The 17,746-nt window shown below is 67.2% G+C and carries 12 protein-coding genes, 1 pseudogene and 1 riboswitch; of the genes and pseudogenes, 8 read left to right on the top strand and 5 right to left on the bottom strand.

Annotated features, from left to right (window positions below; all coding sequences use genetic code 11):
- Window positions 1-3: 3 nt before the first annotated feature.
- Window positions 4-1,755: a DUF7151 family protein gene (locus DL240_RS15280; RefSeq protein WP_146618334.1), complete on the top strand. Its 1,752-nt coding sequence runs from the start codon at window positions 4-6 to the stop codon at window positions 1,753-1,755.
- Window positions 1,756-1,854: 99 nt separating this feature from the next.
- Window positions 1,855-3,600 (top strand): DUF4397 domain-containing protein, encoded by a 1,746-nt coding sequence (locus DL240_RS15275; protein ID WP_111730771.1) that lies wholly within the window; start codon window positions 1,855-1,857, stop codon window positions 3,598-3,600.
- 273 nt (window positions 3,601-3,873) lie between these two features.
- Here DL240_RS15275 and DL240_RS15270 read toward each other — a convergent pair.
- Window positions 3,874-4,131 (bottom strand): annotated as a pseudogene (locus DL240_RS15270) (OmpA family protein); the annotation flags it as partial.
- Window positions 4,132-4,368: 237 nt separating this feature from the next.
- On the opposite strand from DL240_RS15270, the gene DL240_RS15265 reads away from it, so the two are divergent.
- The 6 genes from DL240_RS15265 to DL240_RS15240 all read left to right on the top strand — a co-directional run bounded on the left by DL240_RS15265 (window position 4,369) and on the right by DL240_RS15240 (window position 13,505).
- Complete coding sequence (locus DL240_RS15265) at window positions 4,369-4,794, top strand: BlaI/MecI/CopY family transcriptional regulator (protein ID WP_111730769.1); 426 nt, start codon at window positions 4,369-4,371, stop codon at window positions 4,792-4,794.
- On the top strand, window positions 4,787-5,794 hold the full coding sequence (locus DL240_RS15260) for a M48 family metalloprotease (protein ID WP_111730768.1): 1,008 nt from the start codon (window positions 4,787-4,789) through the stop codon (window positions 5,792-5,794). Before DL240_RS15265 ends, DL240_RS15260 begins: the two co-directional genes overlap by 8 nt.
- Window positions 5,795-5,876: 82 nt before the next feature.
- The gene (locus tag DL240_RS15255; RefSeq protein ID WP_158542617.1) at window positions 5,877-7,184 is read left to right on the top strand and encodes a TolC family protein; all 1,308 of its coding nucleotides are present in this window, start codon (window positions 5,877-5,879) and stop codon (window positions 7,182-7,184) included.
- Window positions 7,181-8,428 (top strand): efflux RND transporter periplasmic adaptor subunit, encoded by a 1,248-nt coding sequence (locus tag DL240_RS15250; RefSeq protein ID WP_111730766.1) that lies wholly within the window; start codon window positions 7,181-7,183, stop codon window positions 8,426-8,428. Before DL240_RS15255 ends, DL240_RS15250 begins: the two co-directional genes overlap by 4 nt.
- A gap of 10 nt (window positions 8,429-8,438) precedes the next feature.
- A complete protein-coding gene (locus DL240_RS15245) occupies window positions 8,439-11,594 on the top strand; it encodes an efflux RND transporter permease subunit (RefSeq protein WP_111730765.1) in 3,156 nt (1,051 codons plus the stop codon).
- A 53-nt stretch (window positions 11,595-11,647) separates the two neighbouring features.
- Window positions 11,648-11,885, top strand: a riboswitch (cobalamin riboswitch).
- 276 nt (window positions 11,886-12,161) lie between these two features.
- The gene (locus tag DL240_RS15240) at window positions 12,162-13,505 is read left to right on the top strand and encodes an aspartate aminotransferase family protein (protein ID WP_111730764.1); all 1,344 of its coding nucleotides are present in this window, start codon (window positions 12,162-12,164) and stop codon (window positions 13,503-13,505) included.
- Here DL240_RS15240 and DL240_RS15235 read toward each other — a convergent pair.
- The 4 genes from DL240_RS15235 to DL240_RS15220 all read right to left on the bottom strand — a co-directional run bounded on the left by DL240_RS15235 (window position 13,502) and on the right by DL240_RS15220 (window position 17,447).
- Window positions 13,502-14,656: a cysteine desulfurase family protein gene (locus DL240_RS15235; RefSeq protein WP_111730763.1), complete on the bottom strand. Its 1,155-nt coding sequence runs from the start codon at window positions 14,654-14,656 to the stop codon at window positions 13,502-13,504. The two genes, DL240_RS15240 and DL240_RS15235, sit on opposite strands and share 4 nt — an antisense overlap.
- A gap of 85 nt (window positions 14,657-14,741) precedes the next feature.
- Complete coding sequence (locus tag DL240_RS15230) at window positions 14,742-16,016, bottom strand: MFS transporter (RefSeq protein WP_111730762.1); 1,275 nt, start codon at window positions 16,014-16,016, stop codon at window positions 14,742-14,744.
- On the bottom strand, window positions 16,013-16,678 hold the full coding sequence (locus DL240_RS15225; protein ID WP_111730761.1) for an ArsR/SmtB family transcription factor: 666 nt from the start codon (window positions 16,676-16,678) through the stop codon (window positions 16,013-16,015). Before DL240_RS15225 ends, DL240_RS15230 begins: the two co-directional genes overlap by 4 nt.
- A gap of 157 nt (window positions 16,679-16,835) precedes the next feature.
- Window positions 16,836-17,447, bottom strand: coding sequence for a hypothetical protein (locus DL240_RS15220; protein ID WP_158542616.1), 612 nt, complete (start codon window positions 17,445-17,447; stop codon window positions 16,836-16,838).
- Window positions 17,448-17,746: the final 299 nt, after the last annotated feature.

Genomic DNA, 17,746 nt, shown 5'->3' with positions numbered 1-17,746 from the left:
AGGATGAAGTCCGGTTACACAAGGAATATTCGCCTGTTGATCTGTGCCATGTTTGCCGCTGGCGCCGTCGCCTGTGGCGGCGAAGTCCAGCAGGGTGACCCCGGCCCCGAAGGTCCTCAGGGCGAAGAGGGCCCTCAGGGCGAACAGGGGGAGCAGGGTGACCCCGGCACCGATGGTCAAGACGGGCAGGACGGCGCCGACGGGCAGGATGGCGCCGAGGGCCTGACCTCGCTCTTCGTCACCGAAGAGCTGGCGCCGGGCGATGTGTGCGCCAACGGCGGCGTGGCCATCTCCACCGGCGTGGACGCCAACGCCAATGGCGAGCTCGACGAAGACGAGATCGCCTCCACCGAAAACATCTGCAATGGCACCGATGGCACCGCCCTCTGCAACCAGCCGCTGACCATCACCGGCATCACCGGCCTCGACCAGCTCTACTTTGAGGGCGTGGAGAGTGCCCCGATCACCGTGGAGTCCAACGCCACCGGGCCAATTTCGTTGAGCTTTGTCGGTGAGGGCGCCAGCTTCACCCCGGCCGCCGACGGCACCTTCACCGCCACCCCCGACGAGGTGGGTGAGGGCTATGAGTTTATGCTCGTCGCCGCCGGCGAATGTGGCACGGCCATGGCCCACATCTCGATCGCCAGGGTCGAAGCTCCCGTCGCCACCCTGCGCCTGGTCCACCTCTTCCACGGCGCCGGCGAGCTCGACATGGTGCTCACCGGGACCGCCGAACTGATGGCCGTCGCCGACTTTGAAGAGACCGATGACCCGATGGCCGTCGATCCGGGCAACTACAGCTTCGACCTCTATGAGGGCGATACCCTGGTGGGCACCACCGATCCCTTCGACTTTGCGCTGGGCGGCTCCTACACCGTGGTGGCCTACAGCAACCTGGGAACGCTGGACTTCATGGTTCTGGAAGATGACGTGCGCACCGCGCCGGCTGACGGCTCCTTCCGCACGCGCTTCATCCACGCCGCCGAAATCGCCGGCGACATCGCCATCAGCGCCGGCGCCGATACGGACAACCTCAGCGAAATCGCCGCCGGCGTGTCCTTTGAAAATGTCGGCGACTACGCCGACTACGTGGCCACCGTCGCCGCCCTGCAGATCAACTCCGGCGGCACCCTGCTCACCTACGACACCGGCGTGAGCAGCGCGCTGACGGCCGGCAACATCGCCAACGCCTTCGCCTACGAGACCCAGGCCGGCAACGTGCGCCTGCTCATCCAGCCGCTCAACACCACTGCTGGCGAGGTGGCGATCCTGAAGGCTGCCGGCATCCGCACCACCCTCTTCGACATTGAAGACGGCACACTCCCCACCGAGTTCACCACCAGTGGCGACCTGGGCTGGGAGGTCGAGAGCGACACCGCCTTCACCCTGGGCGACCACTCCCTGGTCAGCGGTCCGATCTCCGACAACCAGCGCAGCGAGCTGCAGATCGACCTGACGTTCGCCACGCCCGGCACCTTCTCCTTCGACTGGAAGGTCAGCTCCGAGGATGGCTCCTATTTCTTCGATGGACTGGTCTTCTGCGACTCCGCAGCCGCCAGCTGCAGCCACAGCTCCGGCTACATCGACCGCATTTTCCGTGAGCAGGACTGGGCCCCCGTCTCCTATGAGATCCCCGCCGCCGGCACCTACACCTTCTCCTGGATCTACCGCAAAGACAGCAGCGGCGCCGACGGCGAAGACATGGGCTGGATCGACAACCTGAAGTTTGAGCAGGCCGAACCCTCGCTGCTCTGAGGGCACGCCAGCCTGCCGGGCCCCTTCCTTGTTCCCGGGCCCCGGCAGGCCTCCTTCAGGAATCCATTTAAATGATCGATGTTACGGAGTGATCGACTTATGAAATTCCCCCAAACCTACAGCATCCGCCTGCTGCTTGGCGCGCTGCTGGCCAGCGGCCTGCTGGCCTGCGGCGGCGACGAAGCCGAACAGGGCGTCATGGGCCCCGCCGGTCCTGCTGGCGAGCAGGGTGAGCCCGGCGAACAGGGCGATCCCGGCGAGCCCGGAACCGACGGCGTGGATGGCAGCGACGGGCAGAACGGCCAGGACAACACCCTCAACTCGCTGGTGACCACCGAGACGGTAGAGCCTGGCGAGGTCTGCGCCTACGGTGGCGTCATCGTCTCCACCGGCCTCGACGCCAACGAAAATGGCGAGCTCGACACCGACGAGATCGCCGCCAACGAAACCATCTGCGCCGGCGAGCCCGGCCCGGAGCTCTGCGACGAATCGCTGGCCATCACCGGCATCAGCGGTCTGGAACAGGACTACTATACGGGCATCGAGAGCGCCCCGATCACCGTGGAGACCAACGCCACCGAGGGCATCTCGCTGGCGTTCATCGGCCAGGGCGCAAGCTTTGAAGCAGCGGCCGACGGCACCTTCACCGCCACCCCCAACGAGGTGGGCGACGACCTGCGCTTTGTACTCGTCGCCGCCGGTCAGTGTGGCACCGCCGTGGCCAACTTCACCCTGACCCGGGTGGACCAGGCCATCACCACCCTGCACTTCGTGCACCTCGACGAGGGACTGGGCCCGGTCGAGGTGATGCCCTCCGGGAGCACCACCTCCCTGACCTCTCTGGAATTTGGCAACTCCGAAGGAGCCATCGACCTGGAGCCGGGCACCTATAGCTTCGACCTGATCGACAACGGCACCCTGGCGGCCTCCACCCCTTCCTACGACTATGAGCTGAACAAGGCCTACACCGTGGTGGCCTACCCGGCTACGGGGGGGCTGAGCTTCCTGATCCTGGAAGACGATCTCACCGCCGCCCCGGCCGACGCCTTCCGAGCCCGCTTCATCCACACCGCGGAACTCGCCGGCAACATCGCCATCAGCGCCGGCCCCGATGCGGATAGCCTCAGCGAGATCGCCACCGGCGTGCCTTTTGAGGATGTCGGCGACTTCACCGACTACCTCAGTGGCCTGGGCGCGTTGCAGATCGACTCCGGCGGCACCCTGCTCACCTACGCCACCGGCGTGAGCCGCGCGCTGACGGCCGGCGACATCGCCAACGTCTTCGCCTTCCAGACTCAGGCCGGCAACGTGCGCCTGCTCGTCCAGTACCTTCACACCACCGCTGGTGAGGAGGCCACCCTCAAGGCCGGCGGCGCCGTCCTCTTCGACTTTGAAGATGGCATCCTCCCCCCCGAGTTCATCTCCAGCGGTGACCTGGCGTGGGAGGTCGACAGCGACCCCAACGTCACCCTGGGCGACCACTCTCTGGTCAGCGGCCCGATCGGCGACAGCTCCCGAAGCGAGCTGGGGATCGACCTGGAGTTCACCGAACCCGGCACCTTTTCCTTCGACTGGAAGGTCAGCTCCGAGCCGAGGGGCGCGAGCTTCTACGACGGGCTGATCTTCTGTGACGCCCTTGCCGCCGACTGCACGCCCTACCCCCCCAGCAACAAGGCGCGCCTTGAAGGTGAAGAGGACTGGACCACGGTCTCCTACGAGATCCCCGCCGCCGGCACCTACACCTTCTCCTGGACCTACCGCAAAGACATCTCCAATTCCGTGGGCGAAGACCGCGGTTGGCTCGACAACCTGAGTTTTGTGCCGCCGGAGCCCTCCCTGCTCTGATGGCCTCCTCATCCCGACGGCTTCAGCCGTCGGGATGAGGTACCCCACAAAAAAGCCCCGCGACGCCTGGCGTCGCGGGGCTTTTTTACTACGCCATGAGCAGCTGTTGATGTCGATGGCGGCGAAGTTGAGAGCGTCTCAGGCAAGGCGCAAAACTTAAGGCGATGCTTCAGCATCGTCGAGGCTTTGCAACGCTTCCCGAGGTGCTCCCAACGCAGCCGACACAGCGTCAACGATAGCTCACGGCGTAATAAGTCTGGAACCTACACCTTATTTGGTGGCGGCCCACTTGCGAATCTCGGTGCGGAAGTGCTCATCGGCCGCCTCGGTCCAGCTGAAGTTCTCGCGGATGTACTTCACCGTCGCTTTCTCAATGTCGGTGTAGCTGTCGCCGTCTTTGACCGCCTCCAGAAGCTGGTCGGCGTCGGCCTTGGAGAGTCGCCCATCGCCCTGACCGGCGGTGAGCTTTTCGGCCAGCTCCAGCAGCGCGCGGTCGTACTTCTTGCCATCGATTTCTTTGTAGTAGGACATCGTTTACTCCTTGGATCATGACATCAGAAGAGGGGACTCATCCCGCAAAGGGGCCTCCCTTGTACGTGCTCCGGCGTCCGGGAGCAATCACTCATCGCCCCGCGCCCCTACCTGCACAAGCCGGCGGGAATAGGTTCGGCTCCCCCTGCCATTGACTTCTACTACAGGCGCTCGTAGTTATACGACGACACCCTGGCACGCCCCTGATTTCCCCCCGGCCCCACCCGAGCAGACGCCATGAAAGGTATCCGAATCCGACCGGAACAAGACGGCCTACGCACCTCGCTCTTCGATCTCGAAGCCGAGATCATGGAGATCGTCTGGGACAAGCGCTGGACGGAGTTCGCGGTGGCCGACGTGCTCGCGGTGTTGGAGGGGCGACGGGAGATCGCGTACACCACGGTGATGACGACCGTCTCCCGGCTCTACAAAAAGGAGCTTTTGCATCGGCACAAAGAAGGCCGACGCTACGTCTACGCCCCGGCGATGAGCCGCGCGGAGTTCATCGCCGCGATGACCCGGGAAGTGCTCAACAGCCTGCCGCCGGTCGGGCAAGATACCGCCTACGCCTTGCTGGTCGAGCGGGTCTCCCAGGCCGACGACGAGGAACTGGAGCGCCTGGAGGCGTTGATTCGCCAGCGGCGCAAGGAGCGCGATGCCTGAGCTCCTCTTTCCCATCGCCGCGCTCACGCTGACCTTTGGCGTGCTCATCCCCGCGCTCACCCTGATCAGCCGCCGGGTGCTGGCCCGGCGCCGCCGCACGCTCTCCTGGACGGAGTTCGGCTCCAACACCACCTACGCCTGGCTGGTCGCGCCCACGCTGTTGCCGCTGATCTGGCTGCTCTCCTCCGCGTTGCATCAGGCCGAACCCTCCAGCAGCCCCCGGATCTGCCTTCATGATCACGGGGCCTCGACCATCTGCGCCGACAACGCGATGCTTTTGGGCGCCCTGCTGATCGGCCTGAGCGCCTGGATCGTCCGGGTGATCTGGCAGGCCTGGCCTCGCCATACGCTGGACCGCCTCCCGGCGACCGACCCGCGCATCGGGCGCATTCAGCGCCTGATCGCCCGGGAGCCCGGCCTCCAGGCGATGCGCGTGGTGGTGGTGCGCGATGCCGAAGAGCCCCTCTTCACCCAGGGCTTTTTGCGCCCACAGGTCGTGTTGGACCGCAGCTTCATGGACGACGCCGACGACGCGATGCTCCACGCGGCGCTGCTTCACGAAGCCGCGCACATTCGCTGGCGAGACACGCTGCGCTACCTGCTCAGCCGCGTCTGCCTGGGGCTCAACCCGGCCGGCGCGCTGCTGCGTGCCGATCGCGATCACTGGCGCGCGGCCCGCGAGGCCCTCTGCGACAGCGAGGCCGTGCACATGGGCGGCCAGCCCCTGGCGCTGGCCCAGGGCCTGGTGCGCGCGGCCCGTTTCCGCCGCGACACCGCCACGCTGAACTCGGCCGCCATGCTCTGCGGCCACCACTTGGCCTCGCTCAAACTGCGCCTGGCCATCTTGATGCAGGGCCCCACGCGCCCCGGACGCTCCCCGGGCTACGCGGTGTTGGCGCTGGGCATCCTGGCGGTCCTGGTGCTGCCTCATCTTGAGAGCTTCGATCTGCTTCACGCCTTCCACATGGGCGTGGAGCGACTTTACCCACCCTCGCGCTGATTGAGCCTTTGCCATGCCTCCTCTCTGGCGACATCTGCCTGCTTTTTTAACTACTATCGCAAGTAGTTTGTTATTAGCTTCCGTGGCTTCGGCATCCGATCCGGCGCTTCCGCCCACCGAGCGCTACGCCCCGGATGCGCCGCTTAAGCCCTACATCCCGGCTGGCGAGCCCGTGGACCCGGCGCAGGTGAGCACGCTCTCGCTCAACGCCCTTTTGGTCTACGCCGACCGGCACTCCCCACGCATCGAGAGCGCCCGCGCCCGGGCTGCGACCGTCGACGCGGAGCGCCAGCGGGCCCGGATCTTCTTTCCCGACAACCCCGAGCTCAGCCTGGGGCTGGGGCCCCAACGCTCCGCCGAGGGCGGAGGCACGGAGCTGGAGATCGCACTGGAGCAGCGCTTTGAAATCGCCGGCGAGCCCGGCCTGCGCCGCCGGGCCGCCGCCGACCGCCAGCGCCTGGCGGAGGCCGGCGTCGATGACGTGCGCTGGGAGGTCCATGTCGAGACCCATCGCCTCTTTGTCGATGTGCTCCTGGCCGAGGAGCGCACGCAGCAGGCCGAGCAATTTGTGGCCTTTGCCCGCACCCTGCGCGACATCGCCAGCCGTCAGGTCGAAGCCGGCGAGCTCTCGCCATTGAATCTGTTGGTCGCTGAAGCGGATCTGGCGCAGACCGGGGAGGTGTTGATCGAGGCCCGCCAGGGCGCCGAGGCGCTGCGCACGCAGCTGGCCGCCGAGATCGGTTGGCCCACCCTGAAGCTCCCGCCGATCCATGGCGAGCTCCCGCCGATCGTCGCAGCCCCCGAGCTCGACACGCTTCTGGCGTCGATGGCCCACCATCACCCCTCGGTGCGCATGCGGGAGCTGGCGGTGAGCGCCGGCCACAGCCAGCTGCGCCTCCAGGAGCGCGAGGCCTGGCCCGAGCCCACCCTGGGGCTGGTCTTTGGTCAGGAATCGGGGCCGGGAGCCGACGCCACCGCCCGCACGTTGATGGTGCAGCTGAGCGTGGGGCTGCCCCTGTGGCATCGCAATCAGGAGGGCCGGGCCCGGGCCCGGGCCGAGCTGGAGCTGGCCGATCGCCAGCGCGACGCCACCATCATCGCGTTGCGCCAGCGCCTGACCGATGCGACCCACGCGCTCAACGCCGCGGTGGAGCGCGTGGGCCTCTACGAGTCGGAGGTCGTCCCGCAGCTGGAGCAAAACCTCAGCCTGCTCCAGCGCGCCTATGAGCTTGGCGAGGTCGACATTCACCAGGTTTCGCAGACCCGTGAGCGCCTCCTCCAGGTCACGCGCCAGCACCTCGACGCCCGGCAAACCTACTACGAAAGCGCCGCCCTGCTCGAAGGGCTCGTCGGCACCAATATCTGGCCTCTGCACGAGGAGACACCATGACCCGGGCCCTCTACCGCCTCTGCTTGCTCATCACGCTCGTCGGCCTCCTCCACGGCTGCGACACCTCGGGGAGCCAGGCCCCCGGCGCTCCGTCTGCGCACGAGCACCCCGGAGAAGGCCCCGACGGGCATCGTGACCACGACCACGACGACCACGCCGACGAAGAGGCCCCGGGCCACGACGATCACGACGACCACGAGGGCCCCCGCATCGTCACGCTCTCTAAGGCCGCGCTGGCCCGCAGCGAGATCCGCACCGAGGAGGCCCGCACCGGCGCGCTGGGCGGGGGCCTGCAGGTCCCGGCCCGGGTGGCGTTCAACCCCGATCGCGTGGCCCATATCAGCCCCCCGCTCAACGGTCAGATCGCCAGCGTCGACGTCGCGCTCGGGCAAGAGGTCAGCGCCGGCCAGGTGCTCGGGCGCCTGCGCAGCGCCGAACTCGGCCAGATCCGCGCCGAGCTCAGCCGGGCCACCGCACTTTTGGAGGTCGCCGAAAAGCACCGCGATCGCCAGCGGCGCCTGCGCTCCGAGGGTATCAACTCCGAGCGCACCCTCCTCGACGCCGAGCTCAGCTATGAAGAGGCCCGCGCCGAGCACGAGGCCGCCCGCTCCCGACTCAGCGCCTTCGGGGTGCGCGGGGGCAGCGGCCCGGAGCTGGCCATCCGCAGCCCGATCGACGGCGTGATCATTGAGCGTCACGCCACCCGCGGCGAAAGCGTCTCCTCGGAGAACACCCTCTTTGTGGTGGCCGACCCCTCCCGGGTCTGGGTCATCGGCCAGCTCTACGAGCAGCAGCTCGCGATGTTGCGCCCCGACATGAGCGCCACGCTCAGCCTCAACGCCTACCCGGGCCGCACCTGGGAGGGGCAGCTCGATCTGATCGCCGCCGCGCTCGACGAGAGCACCCGCGCCCTCCCGCTTCGCGTGGAGATCAGCAACCCCGACGGGCTCCTGCGCCCGGGCCTCTTTGGCACCCTGCACCTGAGCGCCGACGCTGGCGAGGGCGCCACGGTGCTCGTGGCACGCGACGCGTTGCAGACCCTCGACAACCTGCCGGTGGTCTTTGTCCGGGGCGACGCCCCGGGCCAGTTCCTGGCCCGGCCGGTGACCCTGGGACGCGAGGGGCGCGAGTTTGTCGAGATCCTGGCCGGGCTCCCCCCGGGCACCCCCACGGTGGTTCAGGGCGCTTTTATTCTTAAATCAGAACTGATGCGTGGCGAGCTCGGCCACGGCCACGCACACTGAGGCTTCACCTATGGAACGCTTGATCGACCTGTGCATTCGGCACCGCTTTTTGGTCATCTTCGGGGTCTTGCTCCTGGGCGCGCTCGGGGTGCGCGCGGCCGGCGAACTCCCGGTCGACGCCGTCCCCGACGTCACCAACGTCCAGGTGCAGGTCCTGACCAACGCGCCCGCGCTGGGCCCGGTGGAGGTCGAGCAGTACATCACGATGCCGGTCGAAACCGTCATGAGCGGACTGCCCCGGGTTGAGCAGGTGCGCAGCCTCTCGCGCTTCGGGCTCTCGGCCATCACGGTGGTCTTTGAAGAAGGCACCGACATTTACTTCGCTCGCCAGCTCGTCTCCGAGCGCCTCACCCAGGCCCGCGAAGCCATCCCCCCTCAATACGGCAGCCCCGAGCTCGGCCCGATCTCCACCGGGCTCGGAGAGATCTACCAGTTTGAGGTGCGCGGCGACCCGATGTGCCCTCCGGGGCAGCCCGACACCCCGCAGTGCTACACCCCCATGGAGCTGCGCTCGATCCTCGACTGGTACATCGCCTTCCAGCTGCGCCCCATCCCCGGGGTGGTCGAGGTCAACCCCTTTGGCGGGGAGCTCAAGACCTACGAGGTGCAGGTCGACCCGGCGCGTCTCAACGCCCTGGGGCTGAGCCTGGGCCAGGTCTTCGAGGCCCTGGAGGCCAACAACGCCAACGCCGGCGGCGGCTACATCGTGCGCGGCGGCGAACAACGGGTCATCCGCGGCGAAGGCCTGATCTCGGGGCTCGAAGACCTGCGCCTGGTGCGGGTGGCCACCCGCGAGGATGGCACCCCGATCTTTGTGCGCGACGTCGCCACGGTCGACTTCGCCCCCATGGTCCGCCAGGGCGCGGTCACCCGGGATGGCCGCGGTGAGGTGGTGACCGCCTCGGTGATGATGCTGATGGGGGCAAACTCGGCCACGGTGTCAGCCGACGTGCACCAACGCTTAGAGGAGCTGGCCGCCGGCCTGCCCCCCGGGGTCACCATCGAGCCCTATTACGATCGCTCCGAGCTCGTCGATCGCACCGTGCGCACCGTGGCCACCAACCTCATTGAGGGCGGCGTGCTGGTGATCGTGGTCCTGCTCCTGATGCTCGGAAACCTGCGCGGCGGCCTGCTCATCGCGGCGATCATCCCCATCTCGCTCTTGATGACCTTCATCGTGATGCGCGTCTTCAACGTCTCGGGCAACCTGATGAGTCTGGGCGCCCTGGATTTTGGCCTGATCATCGACGGGGCCATCGTCGTGATCGAGAACATCTCCCGGCGCCTCTCCGAGACCCGGGCCCGGGGGGAAGAGGTCAAAAAGGTGGTGCGCCGCGCCACCGCCCAGGTGATCACGCCGGTGCTCTCGGGCTGCGCGATCATCATGATCGTGTACATCCCGGTGCTCACCCTCCAGGGCATCGAGGGCAAGATGTTCAAGCCCATGGCCATCGTCGTGCTGGCCGCCCTGGCCGCCGCGCTCCTGCTGGCCATGACCCTGGTGCCGGCGGCCTCCACCTGGCTCTTTCGCGGCGGTCTCAAAGAGAAAGAGCCCCCGCTGGCCCGCTACGCCCGGCGCCTCTACGAGCCGGCCCTGGGCCTGGCGCTGCGCTCCCGCACGCTGGTCCTCACCCTGGCCCTCTCGGCCATCGCCGCCGGCGCCTGGCTGGCCTCGACCATGGGGGCGGAGTTCATCCCGACCCTCGACGAAGGCGCCATCGCCATGCAGGCGGTGCGCCCCCCTTCGGTCTCGCTGGAGGAGTCGGTCCAGGCCACCGGCCGCATTGAGCGCACCCTGCTGGAGCGCTTCCCCGACGAGATCGACACCGTGATCTCGCGCACCGGCCGCGCCGAGATCGCCACCGACCCGATGGGCGTGGAGATCTCCGACATTTACGTGATGCTTCATCCCGAAGACGGCTGGCGCCGCGCCACCACCAAGGCCGAGCTGCTGCGGCAGATGGAGGCCACCCTGGAAGAGGAGGTCCCCGGCCAGAACTACTCCTTCTCGCAACCCATTGAGCTGCGCACCAACGAGCTGATCAGCGGCGTGCGCTCCGATGTCGCCGTCAACCTCTACGGCCCCGACTTTCAGGAGCTGGAGCGCACCGGGGCCCGTCTGATGGCCCTGCTCCAGAGCCTGGAAGATACCGCCGATGTCAGCGCCGACCAGGTCGCCGGGCTCCCCTCGCTGCGCGTCATCGTCGACCGGCCGGCCGCGGCCCGCTACGGCATCAACGCCTCGGAGATCCTCGACGCCGTGGCCGCCGTCGGCGGCCGCGAGGTCGGCACGGTCTTTGAAGGCCAGAAGCGCTTCTCGCTGCAGGTGCGCCTGCACCCGGAGGCCCGCGCCGACCTCGACCAACTGCGCCAGCTCCTGATCACCGCCCCCTCCGGCCAGCGTGTGCCCCTGGGCCAGGTCGCGCAGCTGGTGCTCGATGAGGGCCCGGCGGTCGTCAGCCGCGAAAACGCCCAGCGGCGCATGACCCTCCAGGTCAACGTGCGCGGCAACGATCTGGCCGGGTACGTCGCCCGCGCCCGGGCCCTCCTGAGCGCCGAGGGCGATCTGCCCCCGGGCTACTTCATCACCTGGGGCGGCCAGTTCGAAAACCTGGAGGCCGCCACCTCCCGGCTGGCCCTGGCGGTGCCGGCCGCCCTGCTGCTGATCTTTTTGCTTCTCTACACCACCTTTGGCTCGGTCCGCCCCGCCCTGCTCATCTACCTCAACGTGCCCATGGCCGCCGTCGGCGGGGTGGTCGCCCTGTGGGCGCGCGGCATGCCCCTGTCGATCTCGGCGGCCGTGGGCTTTATTGCCCTCTCGGGCATCGCGGTGCTCAACGGCGTGGTCATGGTCTCCACCATCCGCGAGCTCCAGCGCGAGGGCCTCTCGCTCTTCGACGCCTCCGAAAAAGGCGCCCGGCTGCGCCTGCGCGCCGTGCTGATGACCGCGCTGACCGACGGCATCGGCTTTTTGCCCATGGCCCTCTCCACCACCGCCGGCGCCGAGGTGCAACGCCCCCTGGCCACCGTCGTCATCGGCGGCCTGCTCAGCGCCACCCTCCTCACCCTCTTCGTGCTCCCGGTGGTCTACAGCTGGCTGGGCGAAGAACTCCCTCCCGAACCCTCCCCGACCGACGGGCCCGACGACGGGATGGCGCACATCTAAGCGGCCTCCTGCGCCCCGCCACTCCGGCGTTGACACGCGCGTAAGTCGCCCCCTAACGTCCCGGCCATGCTGGTGCTCCCCAGACCCCACCTCGGTGGCCCTGAAGGAGCTTAAAAGGGAATCCGGTTCAATGCCGGAGCTGCCCCGCAGCGGTACTTGAGAACGACCTCCACATTCAAAGCACTGGCCCCCTCAAAGGGCCGGGAAGCTGTGGACAGTAGGCCCGCGCCCCTTAAGACAAAGGGCGACCCGCTCATAAGCCCGAAGACCTGCCCGCATCGGAACGTGGAGAGCCATCCACGCTCTGTCTGACCTGGTCGCGCCGTGGGAGCGCCTCCGGTCCTCCTCAGAGAGCCTCTCTGTGCGGACCCCCTCCCTGTGCGTGCTCGTTATTCGCTCGCTTCCTTTCCCGGGGTCGTACCGATGGCAGGCCTTTCCCCCTCTTTACCACGCTCGCCAGTGCCCTCCCGGCGCTGACCGCCGGCCTGCCCCACCCCCTTCTCTGACTCTGAGGTGTCGGCGCCCGCAAGACGCCGGCCTCGCCGCCGCATTCTGTGGAGGTCTTCGATGTCCCCTCTTTCTTCTGCCCCGACCGCCCCGGCGCCCTCCAGCAGCGCCGCGCTCCTCAACGAGCTCAACACCTACGTGCTGGCCGAGCCCCATCCCTTTGTCGTCGATCTGGCGCGCTCCGAGGGCATGTACCTGGCCACGCTGGAGGGCGATCGCCTCTTTGACTGGGCCGGCTACTACGGCGCCAAGCTCATCGCCCACAACCACCCCGGACTCTACGAAGCGGAGTACACCCGGCGTCTGGTGGTGGCCGCCAACAACAAGATCGCCAACCCCGACTTCCTCACCCCGGAATGCCTCGAGTACTACCGCACCCTCCACCAGCTCGGCCCGCAGTGCATGCAGAACCCGGGGCTGGAGGTCTACGCGGTGAACTCCGGCGCCGAGGCCGTCGAAAACATGATGAAGTACCTGATCAACCTTCATCATCAGCGCCTGCTCTCCGAGGGTAAAACACCCCGGGCCCGGCGTTTTGTGTACTTCGATCAGGCCTTCCACGGGCGCACCGTCTTTGCCCTCAACGTCACCCGCGTCTCCCACGACCCGGTGATGACCAAAGACTTTCAGGGGTTGATCCCGGGCAACCTCCAGGTGCCCTTCCCCGCGCTCGACACCACCGAGTCCGAGGCCGAAACCCGCGAGAAGGTCGCGCGCTGCCTGACCATCCTGGAGAACCTCTTTGAGCATTACCGCGATGAGATCGTCGCGGTGATTCTGGAGCCCATCCAGGGGGCCGGCGGCCACCGGGTGGCCCCGCGCTCCTTCTTCCAACAGCTCTCCGAGCTCTGCCACACCCACCAGATCCCCCTGGCCTTTGATGAGGTGCAGACCGCCGGGGGCGCCACCGGAACCTTCTTCACCATCGACGGCTTCGATCTGCCCCACCCCCCGCAGGCCGTGGCCAGCGGCAAGAAGCTGGGCAACGGGGTGGTCTACATGCTCAACCGCATGGACGACCTGGGCGTGCTCGACTCCACCTGGGGCGGCACCCTGGCCGACATGGTGCGCTTTGTTCAGGAGTACGCCATCGTGCGCCGCGAAGGCCTGATCGAGAAGGTCCCCACCCTGGGAGCCCTGCTGGTGGAGACCCTCCAGGGGCTGGCCGAGCGCTTCCCGGAGCTGATGTACAACGTGCGCGGCTACGGCCTCTACCAGGGCTTCTCGATGCGCACCCCGGGACTCAAGCAGACGCTGATCCAGCGCGCCCGCGATCGCGAAAAGCTCCTGCTCCTGGGAGCCGGCGCCGACACCATTCGCCTGCGCCCCCACCTCCACGTCAGCGAGGAGGACATCCACACCCTGGGCGCGATGCTGGAGCGCCTGCTCACCGAGTTGAGCTAGCCCCGGGGGGCCGCGCAGCGCTTCCACCCGGTGATCAGCGCCCGCGCCGCCCGCTCCACCTCCTCGGCGGTGGTCGCTCGCCCCAGGCTCAGGCGCAGGGTGCCCGCGGCCTGCGCGGCGGGCACGCCCATCGCCAGAATCACCGCCGAGGCCCGGGTCTGCCCCTGATGGCAGGCCGAGCCGGTGGAGGCCGCCACCTCGGGGGTGGCCGCCAGCAGAGCGTCACCGCTGACCCCGTCAAAGCGCACGCTCAACGTGTTGGGCAGGCGCTCTTGCGGGTGGCCGTTGAGTCTCACCCCGGGGAGCTCCCGGCACAGGAGCTCAAAGAGCGTGTCGCGCAGCCGGCGCTGGCGCATGGCCTCGTGCTCCAGATCGTCCTGGGCCCGCGCGCAGGCCTCCCCCAGCCCCACGATCGAGGCCACATTCTCCGTGCCGGGCCTCAGCCCCCCCTCGTGCCCGGCCCCGACCATCAGCGCGCGCAGCGCCACACCCCGGCGCACGTAGAGCGCGCCCACCCCTTTGGGGGCGTAGAGCTTATGGCCGGCCACCGAGAGCAGGTCGACGCCCAGCGCGTTCACATCCACGGCCACCTTGCCCACCGACTGCGCCGCGTCGCTATGCACCAGCGCCCCGGCCCGATGCGCGTACTCGGCCAATTCGCCGATGGGCTGGAGCACCCCGGTCTCGTTGTTGGCGTGCATCACCGTCAAGAGCTCGGCGCCCCCCTTCAAGGCCTCGCGAGCCTGCTGCGGGCAGACCTGCCCCAGCGCGTCGACGCCCAGGCGATGCACCTCGGCCCCCTCCTCCTCCAGCACCGCAAGCGGACGGGCCACCGCCGGATGCTCCACACACGAGGTGACGATCCGGGCGCCGGCCCCCGGGCGAGTCACCGCTCCCCAGATCGCCAGGTGGTTGGCCTCGGTCCCCCCCGAGGTAAACACGATCTCGTCTGGCGAGGCCCCCAGCAGCCCGGCCACCTGCGCGCGGGCCTCCTCCACCGCCTGCTTTGCGCGTCGGCCGTACACATGGCCGCTCGACGGGTTGCCCCAGTGCTCCCGCAAATAGGGCAGCATCGCGTCAATCACCTCCTCGCGCAGCGGGGTGGTGGCGTTATGATCCAGATAGAGCGGTCGTTCCAAAGCGTCGTGCATCTCTCTCCTCGCGCGCAAAAAAGCCTCCCCGGGCGCCCGGTCCCGGGGAGGCGATCCATCCAGCTTGACCCGCGCCCCCCGGCCCTCAGGGCTGCCCGTCGGCCAGGGCCACCCGGGGCTCGGTCTGGAGCGTCTCGCGCATGCGCAGGGCCACCACCAGACCGGAGCCAAAGGTCAGCGCGGCCACCGCCAGCGTGGCCACCGAGAGCCCAAACGCGTCGGCCAGCACCCCGGCCAGCACCGCCCCCACCGCATACCCCATATCGCGCCAGAGGCGGTAGACCCCCACCGCGCTGGCTCGCCAGCTCGGGTGGGCCACATCGCCAATGGCCGCCAGCAGCGTGGGATACACCATGGCCGTACCCAGGCCCAGCAGCACCGCCCCCAGCGCGTAGAGCGCAAAGGTGCTCCCCAGCGCGATCATCACGATGCCCACGCCCTGGATCCACATCCCGGCCACAATCAGCCCCTTGCGCCCCACCTTATCCGACCAGGCCCCGGTAAAGAGCTGCCCCAGCCCCCAGACCGCCGGGTAGATCGCGGCCAGCGTGCCGATCTGCGCGATCGACATGCCGGCCGCCGCAAAGAGCAGCGGAAAGAGCCCCCAGGCCATGCCGTCGTTGAGGTTGTTGATCATCCCGGCCTGACTCACCGACGAGAGGTCGCGATCCCTGAGGCTGGTGCGCATCACCACCTCCCGGGCCGAGAGCTCTGCGTGGGGGCCCGAGGCGTTTGCCACACTCGCCGCCTCCTGAGCCACATGGTGCTTTGTCTCCCGCACCACCAGCACCGAGAGCAGCGTGCCCAGCACCACAAAGGCCACCCCCGGGTAGAAGGGCTCGGGGCGCAACCCGTACTCCGCGGCCAGAAACCCGGTGGCCAGCGCCGAGAGCGCCACAGCAAAATACCCGGCAAACTCGTTGAGCCCCATGGCCAGCCCCCGCTTGCGCGGACCGGCCAGGTCGATCTTCATGATCACCGTCGTCGACCAGGTCAGCCCCTGGCTGACCCCCAGCAGCACGTTCGCCCCCAGAATCCAGGCCCAGGAGGGTGCCCACATCAGCAAAAAGGGCACCGGCGCGGCCACCAACCACCCGGCCACCAGCACCCGCTTGCGCCCAAAGCGATCCGACCAGCGCCCGGCCATGTAGTTGGTCAGCGCCTTGGTCACCCCGAAGACCACGATGAACGAGAGGATCGCGCTGCGCGCGGCCAGCTCAAACTCCTCTTCGGCGATGGCCGGCAGGATGCTGCGCTCCATCCCGACCATCGCGCCCACAAAGGCGTTGACCAGCACCAACAACGAAAACTGCGCCAGGTTCTCACGCAACCCCAGCTTAACAGGCGGCGCCACACTCATCGCGCACCTCCACCCAGCAACACGGCATCCTGCACGCTCACCTCGCTGCGCCGCGCGTCATACCCCCGCGCCCGCAGGCGGCTCACCGCCTCCGCCGAAAAGGTGCAATAGGGCCCCCGGCAATACGCCACGATCGTGCGCCCCCGGGGCAGAGATTCGAGGCGAGTTTCGAGCTCCGAGAGGGGCATCGAGAGCGCCCCGGGGAGGTGCCCGGCCAGGTACTCATGCTCCGGCCGCACGTCGATCAGAGTGACCTCATCGGCCCGCAGCTTCTCGAGCAACGCCGGCCCATCCAGCGCCTCCAACCCCTCACCCCCCTCAAAGTACGCCCGCGTCAGCTCCTGCAACTCGCCAACATGATGCGCGGCCACCGCCTGGAGCTGCCTTAAGAGCCCGGCCACATCCTCATCGGCCAGGTGGTAGATGCGCTGCACCCCCTGGCGCTCGCTTCTCACCAGGTGCGCGCGCTTCAGCGCCTGCAGGTGGTGCGAGGTGTTGGCCACGCTCTGGCCCACCTCGCTGGCCAGCGCATCCACGCTGGCCGGCGCCTGCGCCAGGAGTTCTAGAATTTCGAGACGGGCCGGACTGGCGAGCGCTTTACCCACCCGGGCCAGGTGCCCGTAGGCGGCGTTTTTGAAGGTTCGTGCGGGACGGGGAGTCATGGAGGCCTCAGCGATTCAAGATTGTTCAAGCGAACACTTGAATAACAAAACCCCCGGCCTCTCCCTTCATTCCCGAACCCTGCTCCGTGCGACGCGGTGAGCCTCCGGAGGGGCTCCGAACGCTCTCCGGCGGCGAGCTGTCAGGAGGGAGAGGGCTTCAGTCGCAGGGCGCGTCGCTCAACCCCGACAACTCCACGTTCTCCGGACGCTCCTCCAGCTGGTCGATCAACGCCTCCACCTCACAGCGACGGAGGTTGGGCGTGTCATGCACCTCAATTCCCCAATGCGCCCGACGAAGATTTGGCCACTCCCCCAGGCTGGAGAGTTTGGGGTTGTCGCGAATCGAGAGCGAACGGATCTCTTCGACCGAATCCATGATATCGATCGACTCCAGATTCTCGTTGTACTGAATGGCCACAATCCCCGCCTCCCGGACCTTATGCAGACCTTCCAGGTGGATGATGCCGTCCATGCTGGTCAGAAAGAATCCGAAGCTATCACTAAAGTCGCCTGCCGGCCCCATAAACTCCAGATTATCAAACGCTTGAATCGTATCGATTCCATCCATTTGCTCCAGCTCTAAATAATTCACCTCTTTCAGTGCGCCAAACCCTTCGATTGTCTTCAACCTAAAGTTATTCTCAAGAACTACCACGTTTGAAAACTCAAGATTATCAAACCCCCGCAACGTATGCACATTGCGCAGACCGGAGATGTTCAAGCTCACCTCCACACGCTTGACCCACGAGAATCCCGTCAACTGCTCCATCTCACGAAGATCGGAAAAATATAAACTATACATTTGCTCACAGGCATCTTCACAAACGCTCGCGAGATCCTCGACACTATTAACCCTGATCCAGCTATCTTCATCAAGGTTGCAGTCTTGAGCCCCTTCCATACTGCACGCCTGTGGCACATCCTGAATGTCCGGATCACCACACCCCACCCCCACAAATATTAGCGCTGTTATCAACATCCCGTAATGCTTACAGATCATCTTCGTCTCCACACCTGCCGCATCTTAAAAGTGAACATCAGGAGCGAAGAGAGACGTACAAAATCTCC

It is taken from the genome of Lujinxingia litoralis (assembly GCF_003260125.1).
In the GTDB taxonomy this organism is placed as follows: Bacteria; Myxococcota_A; Bradymonadia; order Bradymonadales; family Bradymonadaceae; genus Lujinxingia; species Lujinxingia litoralis.
This window is presented reverse-complemented; position numbering and strand designations above follow the sequence as displayed.